This is a genomic window from Erythrobacter sp. (genome assembly GCA_019739335.1).
In the GTDB taxonomy this organism is placed as follows: Bacteria; Pseudomonadota; Alphaproteobacteria; order Sphingomonadales; family Sphingomonadaceae; genus Alteraurantiacibacter.
On the sequence record CP073261.1, the window covers coordinates 1,803,057 to 1,821,210 of the forward strand.

Sequence of the window (18,154 nt, forward strand, 5' to 3'; positions counted from 1 at the left end):
CATGGCGGACCTTTCCCTCGACCAGGCGGCCATGGTCACCGCCGGTGCCGCCATGTGGGCGAGCCACGCCGTGCCCCTCGCGGACATTCCCGCCTTCACCATGAGCGATGGCCCGATGGGCATTGCCAGCGGCAAGGTGGACGAGCGCGACATTGCCCGGCTCAGCCCCTGCGCTACATCGCTGGGGGCAAGCTGGAACGTCGATCTCGCCCGCCGTGTCGGCGCATTGGTGGGGCAGGAGGCGGCCCTGCGCGGGGTGGATGCGGTGCTGGCGCCCAATCTCAACCTCGCGCGCAGTCCGTTGGCGGGAAGGGCGTTCGAGTATTTCTCGGAAGACCCGCTGCTGGCGGGCGTGCTGGGCGCGGCATGGATCACCGGCCTGCAGGCCAGCGGCACTGCCGCGATCACCAAGCACATGGTCTGCAACGACAGCGAGACCGCTCGCGACCACGTGGACGTGCAGGTCGATGAACGCACCTTGCGCGAAGTCTATCTGCTGCCGTTCGAATTCGCGGTTGAGGCGGGCAGTGCCGGGTTGATGGCGGCCTATAACCGGGTGAACGGCGACTGGTGCTCGCAGCAGCACCATGTGCTGACCACCATCGTAAAGTCCGAATGGGGCTTCACTGGCGCGATCATGTCCGACTGGTTCGGCACCCACGCTACGGCGCCGACTTTGGCAGCGGGGCTCGACCTCGAAATGCCGGGACCGGCGCGGTTCCTTGGCGGGAAGGCTGCTGGGGCAGTTGAGGCGGGCGAACTGTCCGCCGAACGGGTGCGGGATGCGGCGGCGCGGGTTGCACGGCTGGCGCGTGCGGCGACAGGGGCGAAGGCTTCGCCTGCTCCTGATGCCGAAGTTGAGGCGCTATTGGTGGAAGCGGCGGCGGCGGGCATGGTGCTGCTGAAGAACGAGGGCGCATTGCTGCCGCTCGATCCGGCACGGATCGGCAAGCTGGCGGTGATCGGCCCCAATGCTGCTGCGCCGTGCTTCCAGGGCGGGACTTTCGCCAAGATCTCCGTGCGGCCCGACCTGCCGACCCCAATCGACGCGATCCGGGCGCGCTTTGGCGGGCACTGCGAAGTCTTGTTCGCCCCCGGTGTCGATCCCGCACCGCGCCTGCCGTTTATGGACGTCGCCCCGGCGCATGCCATCGGCGATGGCTGCACGCGCGGGATGAGCGTGGACTATTTCGCCACGGCGGATTGCACCGGTGAACCGCTGACCCGCGAAACGCGCGACACCAATTCGCTCGTCTGGTTCACCGGAATGCACGATCAGGCCGACTTTGCCTCGGGTGGCGGGATCCGGGCGTCGGGCATTTTCACCGCGCGGAAGGCGGGGTTGCACCATTTCCACCTCGGCGCGACCGGTGTCGCGCGGATGGCGGTGGACGGGCGCGAAATCGTCGCCACCACAGAATGCCCGCCGGGAGACACGATGGGCGTTCTCAAGGCCGGGGACAGCCTCAGCGCCGGGCTGGAGCTGGCAGCAGGCCAGCAGGTGCTGGTCGAAGTGACCTTCGCCTTCCCGCCCGCGCGCGTCCACGGGCTGTGGTACGGCATCCGCGAACCGGGCAGCCCCGCCGAACTGCTCGCGCAGGCCGAGCGAGTGGCGTCAGAGGCCGATGTGGTGGTGCTGGTCGTGGGCGAAACGTCGGACAGCTCGGTCGAAAGCAAGGACCGGCCCGATACGCTGCTCCCCGCCGGTCAGCTTGAACTGATCGCGCGGATCACTGCCGCCAATCCGCGCACCGCGATCGTCACCAATGTCGGCCATGCCTACGATTGCGCATGGGAAAACAGTGCCGCCGCGCACCTCGCCTGCTGGTACCCGGGGGAGGGTTTTGCCCTTGCGCTGGCCGATGTGCTGGCGGGAGAGCGCGAGCCTTCGGGGCGGCTGCCGGTGACGATTGCGCGCGACGAAGCCGACTATCCGGCGCTGGCGCTCGCGCCCGATGCCGATGGCAAGCTGCCTTACATCGAGGGCACAAGGCTGGGTTATCGTGGGATTATCGCGGCGGGCAAGACCGCGCGCCATCCTCTCGGTTCGGGGCTGGGCTATGCGCGGTTCGAGTGGTCCGATGCACAGGCTGAAGGCGATGGGGTGGCGGTCACGATAACGAACGTTTCCGACCGCGCAGGCACCGAGACGGTGCAGGTCTATCGCGACTTGCCCGAAACCACGCTGGTCGGCTTCGCAACAGCAACGCTTGCCCCCGGTGAGAGTGCGCGGGTAAGAATAGCCCTGCCGCGCCGCCGGTTCATGGTATGGAACGATGGCTGGGAACCGATCGCCGCAAGCATTCCGGTCCGCATCGCCCGGCATGGCGAAGATGCAGGCACCCCGCTTCACCTCGATGTAAACCAATTGCAGGAGTCCGGACTGTGACCGCAACCGGCTGGAACCGCCGCGAATTCGTCCGCGCTGCGGCGCTGCTGGGGCTGGCGCTCGCCACGCCCGGCTGCGTCACCGCAGCCGCGCTCGATCCGGCGCAGGCCCCAAGCGAGGACGACCTGGCCTTCATCACCCGCATTTCCGACATGGTGATTCCCGCCACCGACACTCCCGGCGCGGCAGAGGCTGACGTTGGCGCTTTCGTCCTGCTGGCGCTGGCGCATGGGCTGGACGGCGCGCGCGCACCGCTTGCTCCCAATGCGGTATCGACCACCATACGCACCCACCTGCTCACCGATGGCAGCCTCGATCACCTGCGCTGGCTCCGCGCAATTCTGGGTGAAGACGCGACCGAAGAAAGCCTCGCCGCCCTCGATGCCGCCGCCTTTTCCGGCGATGCCGAGGCGCAACCGTGGAAGCTCCTCAAGGGCCTGATCCTCACCGGCTATTACACCTCGCGGATCGGCGGATCGCAGGAACTGGCCTACGCCCCGATCCCCGGCCGCTTCGATCCCATGGTCCCGGTCGGCCCCGAAACGCGCGCCTATTCGAATGAGTGGACCGGGGTGGAGTTCGGCTGATGGAAGAGACCTACGATTTCGACGCCATCGTGGTCGGCTCCGGCATCACCGGCGGCTGGTCGGCCAAGCAATTGACCGAGGCGGGGCTGAAGGTCCTGCTGCTCGAACGCGGGCCGGATATTCCCCACGGCAGCGGCTACACCACCGAAAGCAAGGCCCCGTGGGACATGCCTTTTCGCGGCAAGGGCGATGCCGAATTGTACGCCGAACAATATCCGGTGCAGCGGCTCAACCGCCACTTCACCGAATTCACCCAGAACCATTTCGTCAACGATGCGCAAAATCCGTATCAGGTGGGCGAAGGCGCGTTCAACTGGTTCCGCAGCTACAATCTCGGCGGGCGCTCGCTTACCTGGGGGCGGCAGACCTATCGCTGGTCCGATTGGGATTTCGATGCCAACCGCCGCGATGGCCACGGCACCGACTGGCCGATCCGCTACGCCGATCTCGCGCCGTGGTACGATCTGGTAGAGGATTTCATCGGCGTATCGGGGTCCGCCGAGGGCCTGCCGCAATTGCCCGATGGCCGGTTCCAGCCACCGATGGCGCTGAACGCGGTCGAGGCCGACCTGCGCGAACGGATCTCGGCGCGCTGGCCCGAACGGCGGCTGATGGTGGGCCGCACCGCCAATCTCACCCAGGCCAAGCCGGGCCGCGCGCCGTGCCAGTATCGCGCGACCTGCCAGCGCGGCTGCTCGTTCGGCGCCTATTTCTCCACCCAGTCGAGCACGCTCCCCGCCGCGCGCGCGACGGGGAACCTGACGCTGGTGACCGATGCGGTGGTCGAAGCGATCGACCACGATCCCGCCACCAACCGCGTCACCGGCGTGCGCTGGATCGACCGCAGCGACAACAGCCGCAAGCAGGCGAGCGCGCGGATGGTGTTCCTCAATGCGGGCAGCTTCAATACGGTCCACCTGCTGCTCAATTCGGCGAGCGAGGCCAACCCGAACGGGCTGGCGAACCGTTCGGGCGTGCTCGGGCAGTATATCATGGATCATCCCAGCACGCTGTCTGCCGCCGCATTGATGCCGGGATTCGCCAACGTGACGACCTTCGGCAACCGCCCCACCGGGGTGGTGATCGCCCGCTACCGCAATCTCGATACGATGGACGGCGAAGGGCACACGCGCGGCTATTCGTTCCAGGGCGGGGCGCTGCAATCGGCCTGGGTGCGCGGCAAGCGCGAAGCGGGGATCGGCGCGGAGTACAAACAGTCGCTGCGCGGACCCGGCCCGTGGCGGGTGGTGCTGGTGGCCTTCGCCGACTGCGTGCCGCGCGCGAGCAACCGGCTGACGCTCGACCGCGCCAACCTCGACACCAACGGGCTGCCGCAACTGAAGATCGATTTCGCTTTCGGGGCCGAGGAGCACGCCGCGCTGGCGCAGGCGAAGGCCGATGCGGCGGACATGCTCACCCATGCGGGCGGGCAGGTGCTGATGGGCTTCGACCGCCCGGGCGCGGGCGGCAGCGCGATCCACGAGATGGGTGGCGCGCGGATGGGTCACGATCCCGCCACCAGCGTGCTCAACCGCTGGAGCCAGGCGCACGACGTGCCCAACCTGTTCGTCACCGACGGCGCGCAAATGGCGAGCAGCGCCTGCCAGAACCCCTCGCTCACCTACATGGCGCTCACCGCCCGCGCGGCGTCGCACGCGGTGGAGCTGTTGCAGGAAGGCGCTTTATGACTGCTCCGTACGTACTGAATGTCTGGTACATGGCCGCCTGGGCCGAGGAAGTGCCCGAAGGCGCAATGCTGGCGCGCACCTTGCTGGACAAGCCGTGGGTGATCCACCGGCTGGCGGACGGCAGCTTCGCCATGCTGGAGGACCGCTGCCCGCACCGCTTCGTGCCGCTGAGCATGGGCGAGAAGCGCGGCGACGTGCTCCACTGCCGCTATCACGGGCTGGGTTTCGGTCCGGACGGAACCTGTGTGTTCAGCCCGTTCCCCGGCGATCCGCCTGCACATGTCCGCGCCGCCAGCCTGCCGGTGGTCGAAAAATATCGCGGCCTTTGGTTCTGGCCGGGTGATCCGGCGCTGGCCGATCCGGCGACGATCCCGGATTTCGCCTTCCTTGACCGCGACCAGCCGATGACGCGCGGAGTGCTGCAGATGGCGGCCAATTACGAGCTGGTCTCCGACAACCTGCTCGATCTCAGCCACGCCGAATTCCTCCATGTCGAGACCTTCGGGGTGAATGGTTCGCTGTTCGACTGCGGCAAGCAGACGGTGGAAGTGGCGGATGACGGCGCGGTGTGGAATCGCTGGGACATCACCGATGCCACGCCGCCCGACTGGGCTAGGCCCATGCTGCCCGAAGGCGCGCGGATCGACCAGAAGCTACACATCCGCTGGCATCCGCCCGCCAGCCTGGCGCTGACGATTGCGATCTCGCAGGCGGGCACCGGTCATGCCGAGGCGCTGCTGCCGGAAATGGTCAACCCGCACATCATCACGCCCGAAACGCAAGGCACTTCGCACTATTTCTACGATCATGAACCCACCGAAGAAGCCCGCGCGCTGGCGATGCGGGTGTTCACCGAGGAAGACGAGCCGATGATCGAGGCGGCGCAGCGGGCGCTGGGCGAACAGGACTTCTGGGAGGCAAGGCCTGCGATCCTCGCCACCGATGCTGCAGCGATCCGCGCGCGTAGGGCGCTGATGCAGCTGCGGCGCCGAGAAGCGGCGGAGTAGGCAAGCGAATTCAGAAGAAACTCCGCTCATCCTGAGCCCGTCGAAGGATAGCCGCGACCGTTGCGGCTATGCTTCGACAAGCTCAGCATGAGCGGGTGTTGTTGTGAATCAGGAAATCAATCCGAACCCTCCGACCTAATCCTCGCAATCGCCTCCGCCGACAGATCGCGGATCATCACGTTGCGGAACTCGATTTCCGCCCATTCGAATTCCAGCCCGATCCGCCCGCGCACAAGCGGGGCCTCGGCCTGTGGGTCGCGCAGGCGGAACAGGGTATTGATGATCCGCCCGTTGAGCAGATGCGCGGACTGGTCGTCGAAGGCGACCAGATCGATCGTGTTCCAGCCCTCCGCTTCGTAATCCATATGCCGGCTGAAATTCTGCCGCGCATAGCCGCCCGCGCTGATCGGCTCGACATACTCCTCGGGAAACGCCGGAATCCAGTTGGGCCACAGCGGCCAGCCGCCCAGTTCGGGGCCGTGCAGGCCGAGCGTGTCGATCAGGATCGCGTCGCCGCAATTGCCTTCCATCATCTGCAGTTCAACGCAGGGCGGAAAGTGCCGCCCTTGGACATGCGGGGTCATGTGGTAGAGCAGCCCGCTGTTGCGCGCCGACCATCGGCGCGGAGCATAGCGGTTGGCACCCCAGCGGTAATCGAAGCGCAGGTGAAAGTTGCCGTATTCCTCGGTGGTGGCGAGATAGCCCGGTTGCGCCGCCGCGCCGGCGTGCGAAGGGCCGAGGAAATGCAGGTTACCGTCGGTGATCGACGCAAGGCCCTGCACATCGTCGAAGCCCACGCCGTGCTGGTAGAACTGCCAGCCGTCGAACGAATGCCCGTCAAACAGCAGCCGCCACGGCGAACTCTGCGCCTGTGCGGCGAGGCCGAGCCATTCCGGCAGCGCGAACGAGGCCGCACCGGCGCCCAGTGCAGCCAGCGCATGACGGCGGGAAAGACTATTCTGCATTGCGTGCCTCCAGCATTCCCACATCCCCCATCCAGCGCAGCATTTGCGCGGGCCAGCCCTCGCTCGGCTCACCCGCGCGGCCGAGGCCAAAGCCGTGCCCGCCAGCGGAAAGCAGGTGAAATTCGATCGAACCGCCCGCCGCGCGATAGTCGCGCAGCAGCGGCATGTCCGGGTGCATGTCGAGCAGGAAGTCGTCCGCCGCGATGGTCACGAAGAGCGGCGGGGCGTCCGCCGGAACCGCCATCGGGGCCATGCTGGGATAGATCGGCGCAGCGAAATCGGGCGCGTCATCGCCGCCATGCTCGACCACGCTGCGGGTGAGGAAGCCCCCGGCGGAAAAGCCCATGAAGCCGACGCGCTGCGGATCGATGCCGTATTCGGCGGCGTGATCGCGCACATGGCGCAGCGCGGCGAGGCCGTCGGCCAGCGCCTGCGGAGGCGTATCCTCTGGCGGGCGGAAGCTGGCGGTACCGCCGTTGCGGATGGAGTCGTTCTCGATACGGAACTGCTCGTTATCCGCAGGCGTGGGCAGCACGCGATACTTCAGCACGAAGGCCGCGATGCCGTTGTTGGCAAGATAGCGTGCCACCTGCCAACCTTCGTGATCGATAGCGAGACCGAGGAAAGCGCCCCCGGGCGCGACGATCATGGCCGCGCCGGTGGATGGCCCGGCGGGGAGCACCGGCGTCAGTGTCGGGACGGTGACGTTGCGAACGCCGATCACCCCGTTCTGCACCATCCACTGCTCGGTGTCCGCAGTACCTTCGGGAACGGTATCGAGGCGGATCGCGCCGGTCTGGCGGGGCGCTTCGATTTCGCGGTAGTCGAAGCTCTCCTGCGCGGCGGCAGGAGCGGCAACGAGCAGGGCGAGAGCGACGAGGTATCGCATGTCAGGCCCCTGACGGTGCCGCCACCGGCGCAGGTTCGGCGCGGCGCATCACCAGCACCACCAGCAGACCACCGACAATGCTCACGATCCCCGCTGCCAGGAAGGCCGCCTGCATCGTCCCCAGCCCGCTGCGTACCACGCTGAGGATCAGCGGGCTGGCGAACTGGCCGAAGAAGAAAGTGGCGGTCCACAGGCCCATGCCGCGCCCGCGATAGGCCTGCGGCAGGCTCTTCTGCGCCCAGGCGATCAGCGTCGGCACGGCCATGCCCGCGCCGGTCTGCTGCAGCACCATGCCCGCGATCATGCCCTGCCAGTTGGAGGCCAGCCCCATCAGCGCGAGGCCCGCGCCGAGCAGCGCCAGCATCGTCGCCATTTGCCAACGGGCGGTAACGCCGCGCTTGCCCTGCCACCAGAACAGCACCGCGCCGACGAGGATGAACAGGCTGGGGAGGGCGGTGATCTGGCCGATGCTCTTGGGATCGGCCACGCCCAGTTCCTGCCAGACGATCGAGCCGTTGACGATGAACACGTAGTAAATCAGCGAGGCGAACAGTGTCAGCCCGCCGACGCCCAGCATGGTGCCCCAGGGGAACCCGCCCGACGTCAGATCGGCTTCGTCCATACCCAGATTGCGGCGCACCGTGGCATCGCTTTCGGGTTCGAACATGTATTTGAACATCGCCAGCGTGATCGGAATGGCAATGAGATAGAGCAGGAACACGCCGTTCCACCGCCATTCGGTGAGCGATCCGGCGAAGAAGATCATCACCGAGGAGAGCGCCGGGCCGACCAGCCCCTGCAGCGTCAGCCAGCGGCGGCGGCCGCCTTCGTCCCAGTAGTCGGCGATGAGGGTGTTGACCGTGGTCAGGATCGCCGCCTCGCTCACACCGAGCAGCAGGCGCGAAGCGTAGATCAGTTCCAGGTCCTCGACGAAGAACGGAATGACGCCGATAAAGCCGTAGCTGAAGGTAGACGCGATCAGCAGGCGGCGGCGACCGAACTTGTCCACCATGAAGCCAGCAAACAGCGCAATGATCGCAATGCTCAGCCCCGGTGCGGTGACCATCGACGGCACCAAGGTGGCGGCGTTGGGATTGGTCGGCGCGAAGTGGCCGATCATCGCGCCCACGGCGGGGAACATCGATACGATGGCGAGGATCGGCAGGAAGCCGGTGAGGATAACCGTCAACCCCTGCGGAATTCCTGCCTTTTGCGGCGTCTTGCCTTGAACCATCATCTTCTCCCGTAGGCCGTTGCGACCCTGCGTTGTGTTCTTGTTGGGTTGTCGTTATCGCGATTCGACACAAAATAGAAGCATGATTTTAATTTGAGGCTTTCCGGACCATGACTCCACCCGCGGCATCCGCTCCAGATGTCAATTCTGGCAAGCCCGTCACGCAGATGAGCGAAACGCGGCGGACGCTCGCGTTTTTCACCGTCATCATCGCGATCGTGCTCGAAGTGGCAGACGCCACCATCGTCAACACCGCGCTGCCCGCGATCCGCGATGCTCTGGATGCGACGCCGGGACAGATGCAGTGGATCGTGGCGGGGTACATGCTTTCGCTCGGCGCGCTGCTGCTGCTCGGCGGGCGGCTGGGCGATGCGCTGGGCCACTCCCGGGTTTTCCTGTTCGGCGTGGCGGCATTCGTCGTGGCGTCGGTGCTCTGCGGGCTGGCGCGCAATCCGGTGGAACTGGTGGTGGCACGGCTGGTGCAGGGCGCGGCGGGCGCGGTGATGGCCCCGCAAGGAATGGCGATCATCCAGTTGCTGTTCACTCCGCTGCAACGGGTGTCGCGGATGGCGTGGTTCGGGCTGGTGCTCGGCCTTGCCGCTATCCTCGGCCCGATCCTTGGCGGTCTGCTGATCGAATTGAATCCCTACGATCTGGGCTGGCGGGTGATCTTCCTCATCAACCTGCCCGTAGGCATTCTCGCCATCGGGCTAGGGCTGGCGGTTCTGCCACCCGCGGAGGAAAAGGCCAGCCTGCGCGTCGACCCGCTGGGCGCGGCGGTGTTCGCCTTCGGCTTTGCCGGACTGCTCTACGGATTGATCGACGGGCCGGAGAATGGCTGGACCGCCTTGCCGCTTGCTACGCTGGCGGGCGGGGTGGTGCTGCTCATCTTCGGCTGGCATCGTGCGCGGGGGAGGCGCTGTAAAGGCCTGCCCTCGGTAATCGATCCCACGCTGTTCCAGATCGCCACCTTCGCCTGGGCGACAGTGGCGGCGTTCTGCTTTAACGCGGCAATGGTCGGCTTCCTGCTGGTGTTCGCCGTGTCGCTGCAACAGGGGCTCGGCCTCAGCCCGCTCGATACCGCGCTGGTGCATATTCCCTTCGGACTGGGCGTGATGGCGGGCGTCGGCCTGATCGCCCCGCGCCTGCTGCCGCGATTGGGCAAGGTGCTGCCGATCGCCGGCGGGCTGGTGATGCTGGTGAGCGTGGTGGCAGTGCTGCTGGCGATTGCCGGGGGAAACAGCGGCGACGTGCTGCTGCTCGGCCTGCTGGTGCTGGCGGGGCTGGGGATGGGCGTCATTTCCGGTCCGCTCGGCCCGATCGTGGTGGCGGAGGTGGACCGCGCGCGGGCCGGGACCGCCAGCGCCACTTTCCGCACCGCGCAGCAGATCGGTGGCGCGTTGGGCATCGCGCTGGTTGGCGCCGCCTATTTCGCCGTTGCGGGGAGCGATGCAGCGGCGCGGCTGGCGGGCCTGCCACAAGCCGCCGTGGTGGTGGTGCTGCTGCTTGCCTTCTCCTGCCTCGCATTGAGCCGCCTGCCGCAACGGATATTCGGCACCGAGCGCAACGCTTGATGACTTTCGCCTGACTTCAACAGGGTCTAATGCTGCCCGCATGACCAAGATCCTCGCTCTCACACTCGCCGCCAGCACGCTCGCACTTTCCGCTCCTGCCCAGGCGTGGGGGCCAATCGGCCACCGGGTCAGTGCGGAAATTGCCGAAGACAATATCAGTGGCCGTACCCGTGCGGAAATTGCGTCGATACTCGGCAGCGAAGGCCTGCCCGAATCGGGCACCTGGCCCGACGAGCAACGCTCCAACCCCGCGCCGTTCTGGCAGGAGGAGGCGGGGCCGCTCCACTATGTCACCTTGGAGGGCACCGATGCCGAGGCGCTGGTCCATCCGCCCGAAGGCGACGCGGTGACCGCTCTGGAGCGCTTCACCGCCGTCCTCCGGAGCGACACGGCTAGCCGCGAGGAAAAGGCGCTGGCGTTGCGCTTCGTGGTCCACATCGTCTCCGACCTGCACATGCCGCTGCACGCAGGCAACGGCACCGACCGGGGCGGCAACGATGTAATCGTCAACTGGTTCGACACGCAGACCAACCTCCACTGGGTGTGGGACGAAGGGATGATCCTGCGCCAGCAGCTCTCGTTCTCCGAATATGCAGCGCGGCTCGATGGCCGCATCGGGCCGGAGCAGGTCATCCAATGGTGGGACGCCAACCCGGCGAGCTGGATCGGGGAGAGCGCCGCCCTGCGGGACCGGATCTACCCCGCCCCCAGCGCGGATATGGGCATGGGCACGGCGGAATCCCCCGCACTGCTCAACTACGATTACCATTGGCAATGGATGCCCACGGTGGAGGAACGGCTGGCCATGTCCGGGGTTCGGCTGGCGGCCTACCTCGACTGGGTCTTCGCCCCGCAGTCGTGACCTGGATGCCCTAGCTTTCGGACGGCAAATTTACCTGCTGTTTACCACAATTTCCTAGAGCGTGGCCCATGCCCCCCGCCGCGCATACCCAGTCGTCCCTGATCCGCGACTTTCCGCTGCGCTGGCTGGTGTTCTGGCTGCTGGTGCCCAATCTGGCGATCATCCTGATGTGGTTCGTCGGCGGCCCGCCGATGACGCCCGCACTCACCCTGTTTGCGGCTGTCGCGCTGGTGGCGGCGCAGGTGCCGTGGGTCTGGCCCAAGCGGATCGTGCTGGCGGGACTGATCGCCTATGTCAGCTATTACTACGTGCTGGTGCTGTTCAACCTGGATACCGGCAAGTTCGATTTCCTGCTGCCCTTCATCCTGGAGGTGAAGCCGTTCCGCTCGCCGGAATATATCGTTGCGGGGGTGGTGCTGGTGGGTTCCATCTGGCTGGCACTCGCGAAGGCGCCACAAGTGCCGCGGTTCTCCTCGCCGATGTCCTACTTGCTCGCCGTGCTGTCGATCATGGGGCTGCTGGCGGCGGACTACATGGCCACCCAGTCCACCCGCAGCACCTATCGCCGCGCCCCACCGGTCGATGCACCGTTCGTTTCCGCGAGCATGGAGGCGGGGATTGCCCGGCCCGATGCGTCACAACGCCATCTGGTGGTGGTCCTGGTCGAAGCCTGGGGCGTGCCCACCGGAACGCAGGAGCAGGCGCTTTTCGCTGCCGATTGGGACCGCCCGCAATGGCGGCAGCGCTACGATGTTACGGCCGGGGAGATTCCCTTTTACGGCTCCACCACCAGCGGCGAACTGCGCGAACTGTGCAACGTGCGCGGCGACTATGCCGATGTTGCGGATTTCGCCGCCGATTGCCTGCCCGCGCGCTACCGGGCGGCGGGATACGAGACCCGCGCCTACCACGGCTTTTCGGAAACCCTGTTCCAGCGCGATACCTGGTATCCGCAGATCGGCTTTTCCGACTTCACTTTCCGTGACGGGCTGACCGGGCAAGGCGTCTCCCATTGCAGCGGCGTATTCGCCGGATCGTGCGACCGCGAAGTTCCGGCGCTGATCGCCGAGCAGTTGAAGGCAGCGGAAGCGCCGCAATTCGTCTACTTCCTCACCCTCAACACCCACCTGCCGGTGATGCAGGACGCCAGCCTCGATACGCTGAGCTGTACTCTGGGCGAAGGCGACTGGGCGGCGGAGAACCCGCAATTGTGCCGCCTGTTCCTGTTGCACCGCTATCTGGCCGATGAAATAGACCGGCTGGCGATGGACCCGGACCTCCCGCCGACCGACTTCCTGATCGTCGGAGATCACTTCCCGCCGTTCTTCGACCGCACCGATCGCAGCCGCTTTGCCGCCGATGTGGTGCCGTGGGTGTACCTGCGCCATGCGGAGGATGGGCCTGAACTGGCGGGGCGTTAACCATTATCGTCACCCCGGACTTGATCCGGGGTCCCGCTAGCTGTCCAAGTGATGAAGCAGAAAAGCGGGATCCCGGATCAAGTCCGGGATGACGAGAGGATTGGACGAAGGCCGATCAGCCCTCGACGTGCTCGGCCAGCACCGTCAGCCCCTTGTCGCCCACTTCGGCAAAGCCGCCGCGCACTTCGATGCTTTCGGGCGCGCTGCCTTCGGTCTTGTAGACCTGCACCGCGCCGTCACGGATGGTGGACATGAAGGGCGCATGGCCTTCCAGCACCCCGAACTCGCCCTCGCTGCCGGGGACGACCACCATGTGGACTTCCTCGGAACGAACCAGCCGGGACGGGGTAACGAGTTCGAAATGCAGTGCCATTTTCTTTCCTTCTCCCCTCCCGCTGGCGGGAGGGGTCGGGGGTGGGCTAATCATGGAGGGGCGGTTCGGGCCCACCCCTAGTCCCTCCCGCTAGCGGGAGGGGAACGTCTGGATCAGGCTTCTTCCGCCATCTTCTTGGCCTTCTCAACGGCCATGTCGATGCCGCCGACCATGTAGAAGGCGCTTTCCGGCAGGTGATCGTATTCGCCTTCGACCACCGCCTTGAAGCTCTTCACCGTGTCTTCCAGCTGCACGAACTGGCCGGGAATGTTGGTGAACACTTCGGCCACGTGGAACGGCTGGCTGAGGAACTTCTGGATCTTGCGTGCGCGCTGGACGGTCAGTTTGTCCTCTTCACTCAGCTCGTCCATCCCCAGAATGGCGATGATGTCCTGCAGCGACTTGTACTTCTGCAGCGTTTCCTGGACCTTGCGGGCGGTCTCGTAATGCTCCTGGCCGACAACGCGGGGTTCGAGAACGCGGCTGGTCGAATCGAGCGGGTCCACCGCCGGATAGATGCCGAGTTCGGAAATCGCGCGGTTCAGCGTGGTCGTCGCGTCCAGGTGGGCGAACGAGGTGGCAGGCGCCGGGTCGGTCAAATCGTCGGCAGGCACGTAGATTGCCTGCACCGAGGTGATCGAACCCTTGGTGGTCGAGGTGATGCGTTCCTGCAGGTTGCCCATGTCGGTCGACAGCGTCGGTTGGTAACCCACCGCCGAAGGAATACGGCCGAGCAGCGCCGACACTTCCGAACCCGCCTGGGTGAAGCGGAAGATGTTGTCGACGAAGAACAGCACGTCCTGGCCTTCCTCGTCGCGGAAGTATTCGGCCATGGTCAGGCCCGAGAGCGCCACACGGGCACGCGCGCCGGGAGGCTCGTTCATCTGGCCGAACACCAGTGCCACCTTCGAACCTTCGGACGTGGCAACGCCGTTCTCGTCCTTCTGGATCACGCCTGCGTCGAGGAATTCGTGATAGAGGTCGTTGCCTTCGCGGGTGCGTTCTCCCACGCCGGCGAACACCGAAACGCCGCCGTGGCCCTTGGCGATGTTGTTGATCAGTTCCTGGATCAGCACGGTCTTGCCCACGCCGGCGCCGCCGAACAGGCCGATCTTGCCGCCCTTCGCGTAGGGCGCGAGCAGGTCGATCACCTTGATCCCGGTGACGAGAATGTCGGCTTCGGTCGACTGGTCCACGAACAGCGGGGCTTCGGCGTGAATCGGCATCGAGCGTTCGGCGCCGATGGGGCCAAGCTCGTCGATCGGCTGGCCGATCACGTTCATGATCCGGCCCAGCGTCTTGGGGCCGACGGGCACGGAAATCTGCGCGCCGGTGTTGATCACTTCCTGCCCGCGAGTGAGGCCCTCCGTCGCATCCATCGCGATGGTGCGGACGGTGTTTTCACCCAGATGCTGGGCCACTTCGAGAACCAGCGTGTTGTCGCCGTTCTTGGTTTCCAGCGCGGTGAGGATGGCGGGCAGTTCGCCGGGGAAGGTCACGTCGACGACGGCGCCGATGACCTGGCTGATGCTGCCATGGGTCGTCATGTTGAATGCGGGTGCGGTGGCCATGTTGGTTTCCTGTGGCGTCCTGAAAGGTTGAAAATAGAGATAAGGGTTGGACAGCGGTTATTGGGCGCAAACCGCTTCCGGGTCCTGGATCATCCAGCCGTCACCGGCTTCGTTGACCACAAGGGTAGCGTCGTTGCGCATGAATTCGTCTTCGCCCAGTCCGTAGTCGCAAGCGACTGTCGTAGCTCCCATGCCGCGGCGACACACGGCGGTGTTGACCGGTTCGAGATCCGGGCAGGCCTCCGCCAGCAGTTCGGCAAAGAGATCCTGATCGGTCGCGGGCAGGGTGGCCACCGGCTCGGGCGTCGCGGTGGGCGCGGGCGCAGGTGCCGGCTCTTCACCGCAAGCGGCGAGGAGAAACACGGGGAGAAGGAAGGCGAGCTTTTTCACGATAGGTTCCCGGATTAGAGCGCTTCGGCGCCAGCGATGATTTCAATAAGTTCAGTCGTAATCGCGGCCTGGCGGCTGCGGTTGTACTGGATGGTCAGCTTGTCGATCAGTTCGCCCGCGTTGCGCGTGGCATTGTCCATCGCCGTCATCGAAGCGCCCTGTTCGCTCGCCTCGCGTTCGAGCAGCGCGCCGAACAGCTGGGTCTTGACGTAGCGGGGGAGCAGTTCGGCAAGGATCGCTTCCTCGTCCGGTTCGTATTCGACCACCGAATCCGAAGCAGTCACCACTTCAGGAGCGGGCACGGGCAGCAGTTGCACCGTGGTCGGCTCCTGCACCAGCGCGCTCTTGAACGTCGGGTAGACGAGGTGGGCAATGTCGAACTCGCCTTTCTCGAACCGCGCCACCAGATCGCTGGCAATCGCTTCGGCCTCGGCAAAACCGATGTTGCGCACGTCCGAGGTATCGAAGTGATGGCCGATTCTGTTCGGATGCTCGCGACGGATCGGCGCGCGACCCTTGCGCCCGACGAGATAGAACGACACGTCCTTGCCCGCCGCAATCAGCGCCTTGGCCTGGAGCTTGGCTTCCTTGACGATGTTGGAGTTCAACCCGCCGCAGAGGCCCTTGTCGGTGTTCACCACCACCAGCAGGTGCCGCTGGGTCGAACCCGTACCACGCAGCAACAGCGGCGCGGCATCGCCGCTGACCTTGCCCGCCAGCGAACCCATCACCCCGGCCAGACGCGTGGCATAGGGGCGCGCGGCCTCGGCAGCGGCCTGCGCCTTGCGCAGCTTCGCCGCGGCGACCATCTGCTTCGCCTTGGTGATCTTCTGCGTCGACTTGACCGATTTGATACGGTCCTTGAGTTCCTTGAGGCTGGCCATTTCGGCTCCCTGGATCCGTAGCTTTTATGCGAACTGCTTGGCGAAAGTATCGAGCGCGGCCTTGGCCTTGTCCGCCACTTCGCCTTCGAACTTGCCGCTGTCACGGATGCCCGCGAGCACGTCGGCGTGTTCATTGCGCATGTAGCTGAGCATCGCCGCTTCGTATTCGTTGACCCGGTTCACCGGGATCGCATCGAGATAGCCGCTGGTCCCGGCGTAGATCGAGAGCGTCTGCTCCTCGAACGGCATGGGGGAGAACTGCGGCTGCTTGAGCAGCTCGGTCAGGCGCGCGCCGCGGTTGAGCAGCTTCTGCGTCGAGGCGTCGAGGTCCGAACCGAACTGCGCGAAGGCCGCCATTTCGCGGTACTGCGCCAGCTCCAGCTTGATCGAGCCCGAGACCTTCTTCATCGCCTTGGTCTGCGCGGCCCCGCCGACGCGGCTCACCGACAGGCCGACGTTGATCGCCGGGCGGATGCCCTGGAAGAACAGGTCGGTTTCGAGGAAGATCTGCCCGTCGGTGATCGAGATCACGTTTGTCGGGATATAGGCGGACACGTCGCCCGCCTGCGTTTCGATGATCGGCAGAGCGGTCAGCGATCCGCCGCCCATTTCGTCATTCATCTTCGCCGCGCGTTCGAGCAAGCGAGAGTGGAGATAGAACACGTCGCCCGGATAGGCTTCGCGGCCCGGCGGGCGGCGCAGCAGCAGCGACATCTGGCGGTAGGCGACGGCCTGCTTCGAGAGATCGTCATAAACAATCACGGCGTGCATGCCGTTGTCGCGGAAGAATTCGCCCATCGCGCAGCCGGTGTAGGGCGCGAGGTACTGCAGCGGCGCGGGCTCCGAAGCGGTCGCGGCGACGACGATGGTATATTCCATCGCGCCGTTCTCTTCGAGGCTCTTGACGATCTGCGCCACCGTCGAGCGCTTCTGGCCGACGGCAACATAGATGCAGTAGAGCTTCTTGCCTTCGTCGGTGCCGGCGTTGACGCCCTTCTGGTTGATGAAGGTGTCGATGGCGACGGCAGACTTGCCGGTCTGGCGGTCGCCAATGATCAGTTCGCGCTGGCCACGGCCAACGGGCACGAGCGCGTCGATCGCCTTGAGGCCGGTCTGCACGGGTTCATGCACCGACTTGCGCGGGATGATGCCCGGGGCCTTTACCTCGACGCGCGAGCGGGTCACGTCGACCAGCGGGCCCTTGCCGTCGATCGGATTGCCGAGCGCATCGACCACGCGGCCCAGCAGGCCCTTCCCCACCGGAACGTCCACGATGGTGCCGGTCCGCTTGACGCTGTCGCCTTCCTTGATGTTGGTGTCCGACCCGAAGATCACAACGCCGACATTGTCGGCTTCCAGGTTGAGCGCCATGCCTTCCACGCCATTGGCGAACTTGACCATTTCGCCGGCCTGCACCTTGTCCAGCCCGTGGATGCGGGCGATCCCGTCACCCACCGAGAGGACGGAACCGACTTCGCTGACTTCGGCTTCGGTGCCGAAATTGGCGATCTGGTCCTTGATGACCTTCGAAATTTCTGCGGCGCGGATTTCCATGTGTCTGCCTTCTTGTTGGCTGGTTGGTTGGAGCGGGAGCCGTCTGGCTCAGGCGCTCTTCATGGCTTGGGCAAGCGAGTTGAGACGGGTGCGGATGGAAGAGTCGATCCGCTGCGATCCGATGGTGACGACGAGCCCGCCCAAAAGGTCGGGGTCGACGCGCGACTTCAGCTTCACCGTGCGGCCCTCGCGGGCGCGCAGGCGGGATTCGAGAGTGGAGATCTGTTCGTCGGTCAGCGCATGGGCGCTGGCGACTTCGGCCTGCACTTCGCCGCGCTGCGCGGCAGCGATGCTGGCAAAGGCGCGTATCATCGCCGGGATTTTGGACACGCGGCGGTTTTCCGCCAGCACGCCGAGGAAGCGGCGGGTCAGTTCCGAGAGGCCGAGAAGATTGCCCACGCCCGCCATCGCGGCGGCGATCTGGGTGCGGCTGATTTCCGGATTGGTGATCAGCGCACGCAGGTCTGCCGATTCGCGCAGGGCGGCATCGAGCCGGTCGAGATCGTTCTCCACCGCCGTGACGGTGCCCGCCTCACTGGCAAGATCGAATAGAGCGCTGGCATAACGCCCTGCCAGGCTTGCCTTTATACCGGCGGAAAGCTCCACGCGCGAAGTCCTCTTGGGTCCGAGTAACGGAAAAAGTGTGATGCCGGGGAATCGGGATGCAAGACCCCGTCACGGCTGGCGCGCGCCTAGCATCGGCTTTGCTGCGATGCAACCCGGTGGGGTGGGTGGTGGTGCGGGGGAATAGGGTTTGTGGGTGCGC

16 protein-coding genes are annotated in these 18,154 nt (G+C 65.7%); 7 read left to right on the plus strand and 9 right to left on the minus strand.

Translation table 11 applies throughout. The annotated features are described in order from the left end of the window. Position 1 precedes the first annotated feature (1 nt). Genes JY451_08925 through JY451_08940 form a run of 4 tightly spaced genes read left to right on the plus strand, consistent with a single transcriptional unit; the run spans position 2 to position 5,671 of the window. The gene (locus JY451_08925) at positions 2-2,389 is read left to right on the plus strand and encodes a glycoside hydrolase family 3 protein (protein QZH73898.1); all 2,388 of its coding nucleotides are present in this window, start codon (positions 2-4) and stop codon (positions 2,387-2,389) included. Further along, positions 2,386-2,976 (plus strand): gluconate 2-dehydrogenase subunit 3 family protein, encoded by a 591-nt coding sequence (locus JY451_08930; protein ID QZH76766.1) that lies wholly within the window; start codon positions 2,386-2,388, stop codon positions 2,974-2,976. Before JY451_08925 ends, JY451_08930 begins: the two co-directional genes overlap by 4 nt. Further along, positions 2,976-4,664, plus strand: a complete 1,689-nt coding sequence (locus tag JY451_08935) for a GMC family oxidoreductase (GenBank protein ID QZH73899.1) — start codon at positions 2,976-2,978, stop codon at positions 4,662-4,664. The genes JY451_08930 and JY451_08935 overlap by 1 nt, the downstream gene beginning before the upstream one ends. Further along, a complete protein-coding gene (locus tag JY451_08940; protein QZH73900.1) occupies positions 4,661-5,671 on the plus strand; it encodes a Rieske 2Fe-2S domain-containing protein in 1,011 nt (336 codons plus the stop codon). Before JY451_08935 ends, JY451_08940 begins: the two co-directional genes overlap by 4 nt. A 116-nt stretch (positions 5,672-5,787) precedes the next feature. Here JY451_08940 and JY451_08945 read toward each other — a convergent pair whose 3' ends face one another. The 3 genes from JY451_08945 to JY451_08955 are packed head-to-tail and all read right to left on the minus strand — an operon-like array spanning position 5,788 to position 8,762. Further along, positions 5,788-6,636, minus strand: coding sequence for a DUF1080 domain-containing protein (locus tag JY451_08945; GenBank protein QZH73901.1), 849 nt, complete (start codon positions 6,634-6,636; stop codon positions 5,788-5,790). Continuing rightward, entirely contained in the window at positions 6,626-7,525 is a 900-nt protein-coding gene (locus JY451_08950) for an alpha/beta hydrolase (GenBank protein QZH73902.1), read from the minus strand. Before JY451_08950 ends, JY451_08945 begins: the two co-directional genes overlap by 11 nt. A 1-nt stretch (position 7,526) precedes the next feature. After that, a complete protein-coding gene (locus JY451_08955; GenBank protein ID QZH73903.1) occupies positions 7,527-8,762 on the minus strand; it encodes an MFS transporter in 1,236 nt (411 codons plus the stop codon). Positions 8,763-8,869: 107 nt separating this feature from the next. On the opposite strand from JY451_08955, the gene JY451_08960 reads away from it, so the two are divergent. The 3 genes from JY451_08960 to JY451_08970 all read left to right on the plus strand — a co-directional run bounded on the left by JY451_08960 (position 8,870) and on the right by JY451_08970 (position 12,616). After that, on the plus strand, positions 8,870-10,333 hold the full coding sequence (locus tag JY451_08960) for an MFS transporter (protein QZH73904.1): 1,464 nt from the start codon (positions 8,870-8,872) through the stop codon (positions 10,331-10,333). Between the two features lie 40 nt (positions 10,334-10,373). Continuing rightward, on the plus strand, positions 10,374-11,195 hold the full coding sequence (locus JY451_08965) for a S1/P1 nuclease (GenBank protein QZH73905.1): 822 nt from the start codon (positions 10,374-10,376) through the stop codon (positions 11,193-11,195). Between the two features lie 68 nt (positions 11,196-11,263). Continuing rightward, positions 11,264-12,616: a sulfatase-like hydrolase/transferase gene (locus tag JY451_08970; protein ID QZH73906.1), complete on the plus strand. Its 1,353-nt coding sequence runs from the start codon at positions 11,264-11,266 to the stop codon at positions 12,614-12,616. Positions 12,617-12,731: 115 nt separating this feature from the next. Here the strand turns inward: JY451_08970 and JY451_08975 are convergent, their stop codons facing one another. The 6 genes from JY451_08975 to JY451_09000 all read right to left on the minus strand — a co-directional run bounded on the left by JY451_08975 (position 12,732) and on the right by JY451_09000 (position 17,994). After that, entirely contained in the window at positions 12,732-12,989 is a 258-nt protein-coding gene (locus tag JY451_08975; GenBank protein QZH73907.1) for an ATP synthase F1 subunit epsilon, read from the minus strand. 113 nt (positions 12,990-13,102) lie between these two features. Then, positions 13,103-14,560, minus strand: coding sequence for a F0F1 ATP synthase subunit beta (gene atpD / locus JY451_08980; protein ID QZH73908.1), 1,458 nt, complete (start codon positions 14,558-14,560; stop codon positions 13,103-13,105). Positions 14,561-14,617: 57 nt separating this feature from the next. Continuing rightward, complete coding sequence (locus JY451_08985) at positions 14,618-14,953, minus strand: hypothetical protein (protein QZH76658.1); 336 nt, start codon at positions 14,951-14,953, stop codon at positions 14,618-14,620. Between the two features lie 11 nt (positions 14,954-14,964). Continuing rightward, complete coding sequence (locus tag JY451_08990; GenBank protein ID QZH73909.1) at positions 14,965-15,834, minus strand: F0F1 ATP synthase subunit gamma; 870 nt, start codon at positions 15,832-15,834, stop codon at positions 14,965-14,967. Between the two features lie 24 nt (positions 15,835-15,858). Continuing rightward, a complete protein-coding gene (locus JY451_08995) occupies positions 15,859-17,388 on the minus strand; it encodes a F0F1 ATP synthase subunit alpha (protein QZH73910.1) in 1,530 nt (509 codons plus the stop codon). 48 nt (positions 17,389-17,436) lie between these two features. After that, positions 17,437-17,994 carry a F0F1 ATP synthase subunit delta gene (locus JY451_09000; GenBank protein QZH73911.1) on the minus strand — a complete coding sequence of 186 codons (558 nt, stop codon included), beginning with the start codon at positions 17,992-17,994 and terminating at the stop codon, positions 17,437-17,439. Positions 17,995-18,154 lie beyond the last annotated feature (160 nt).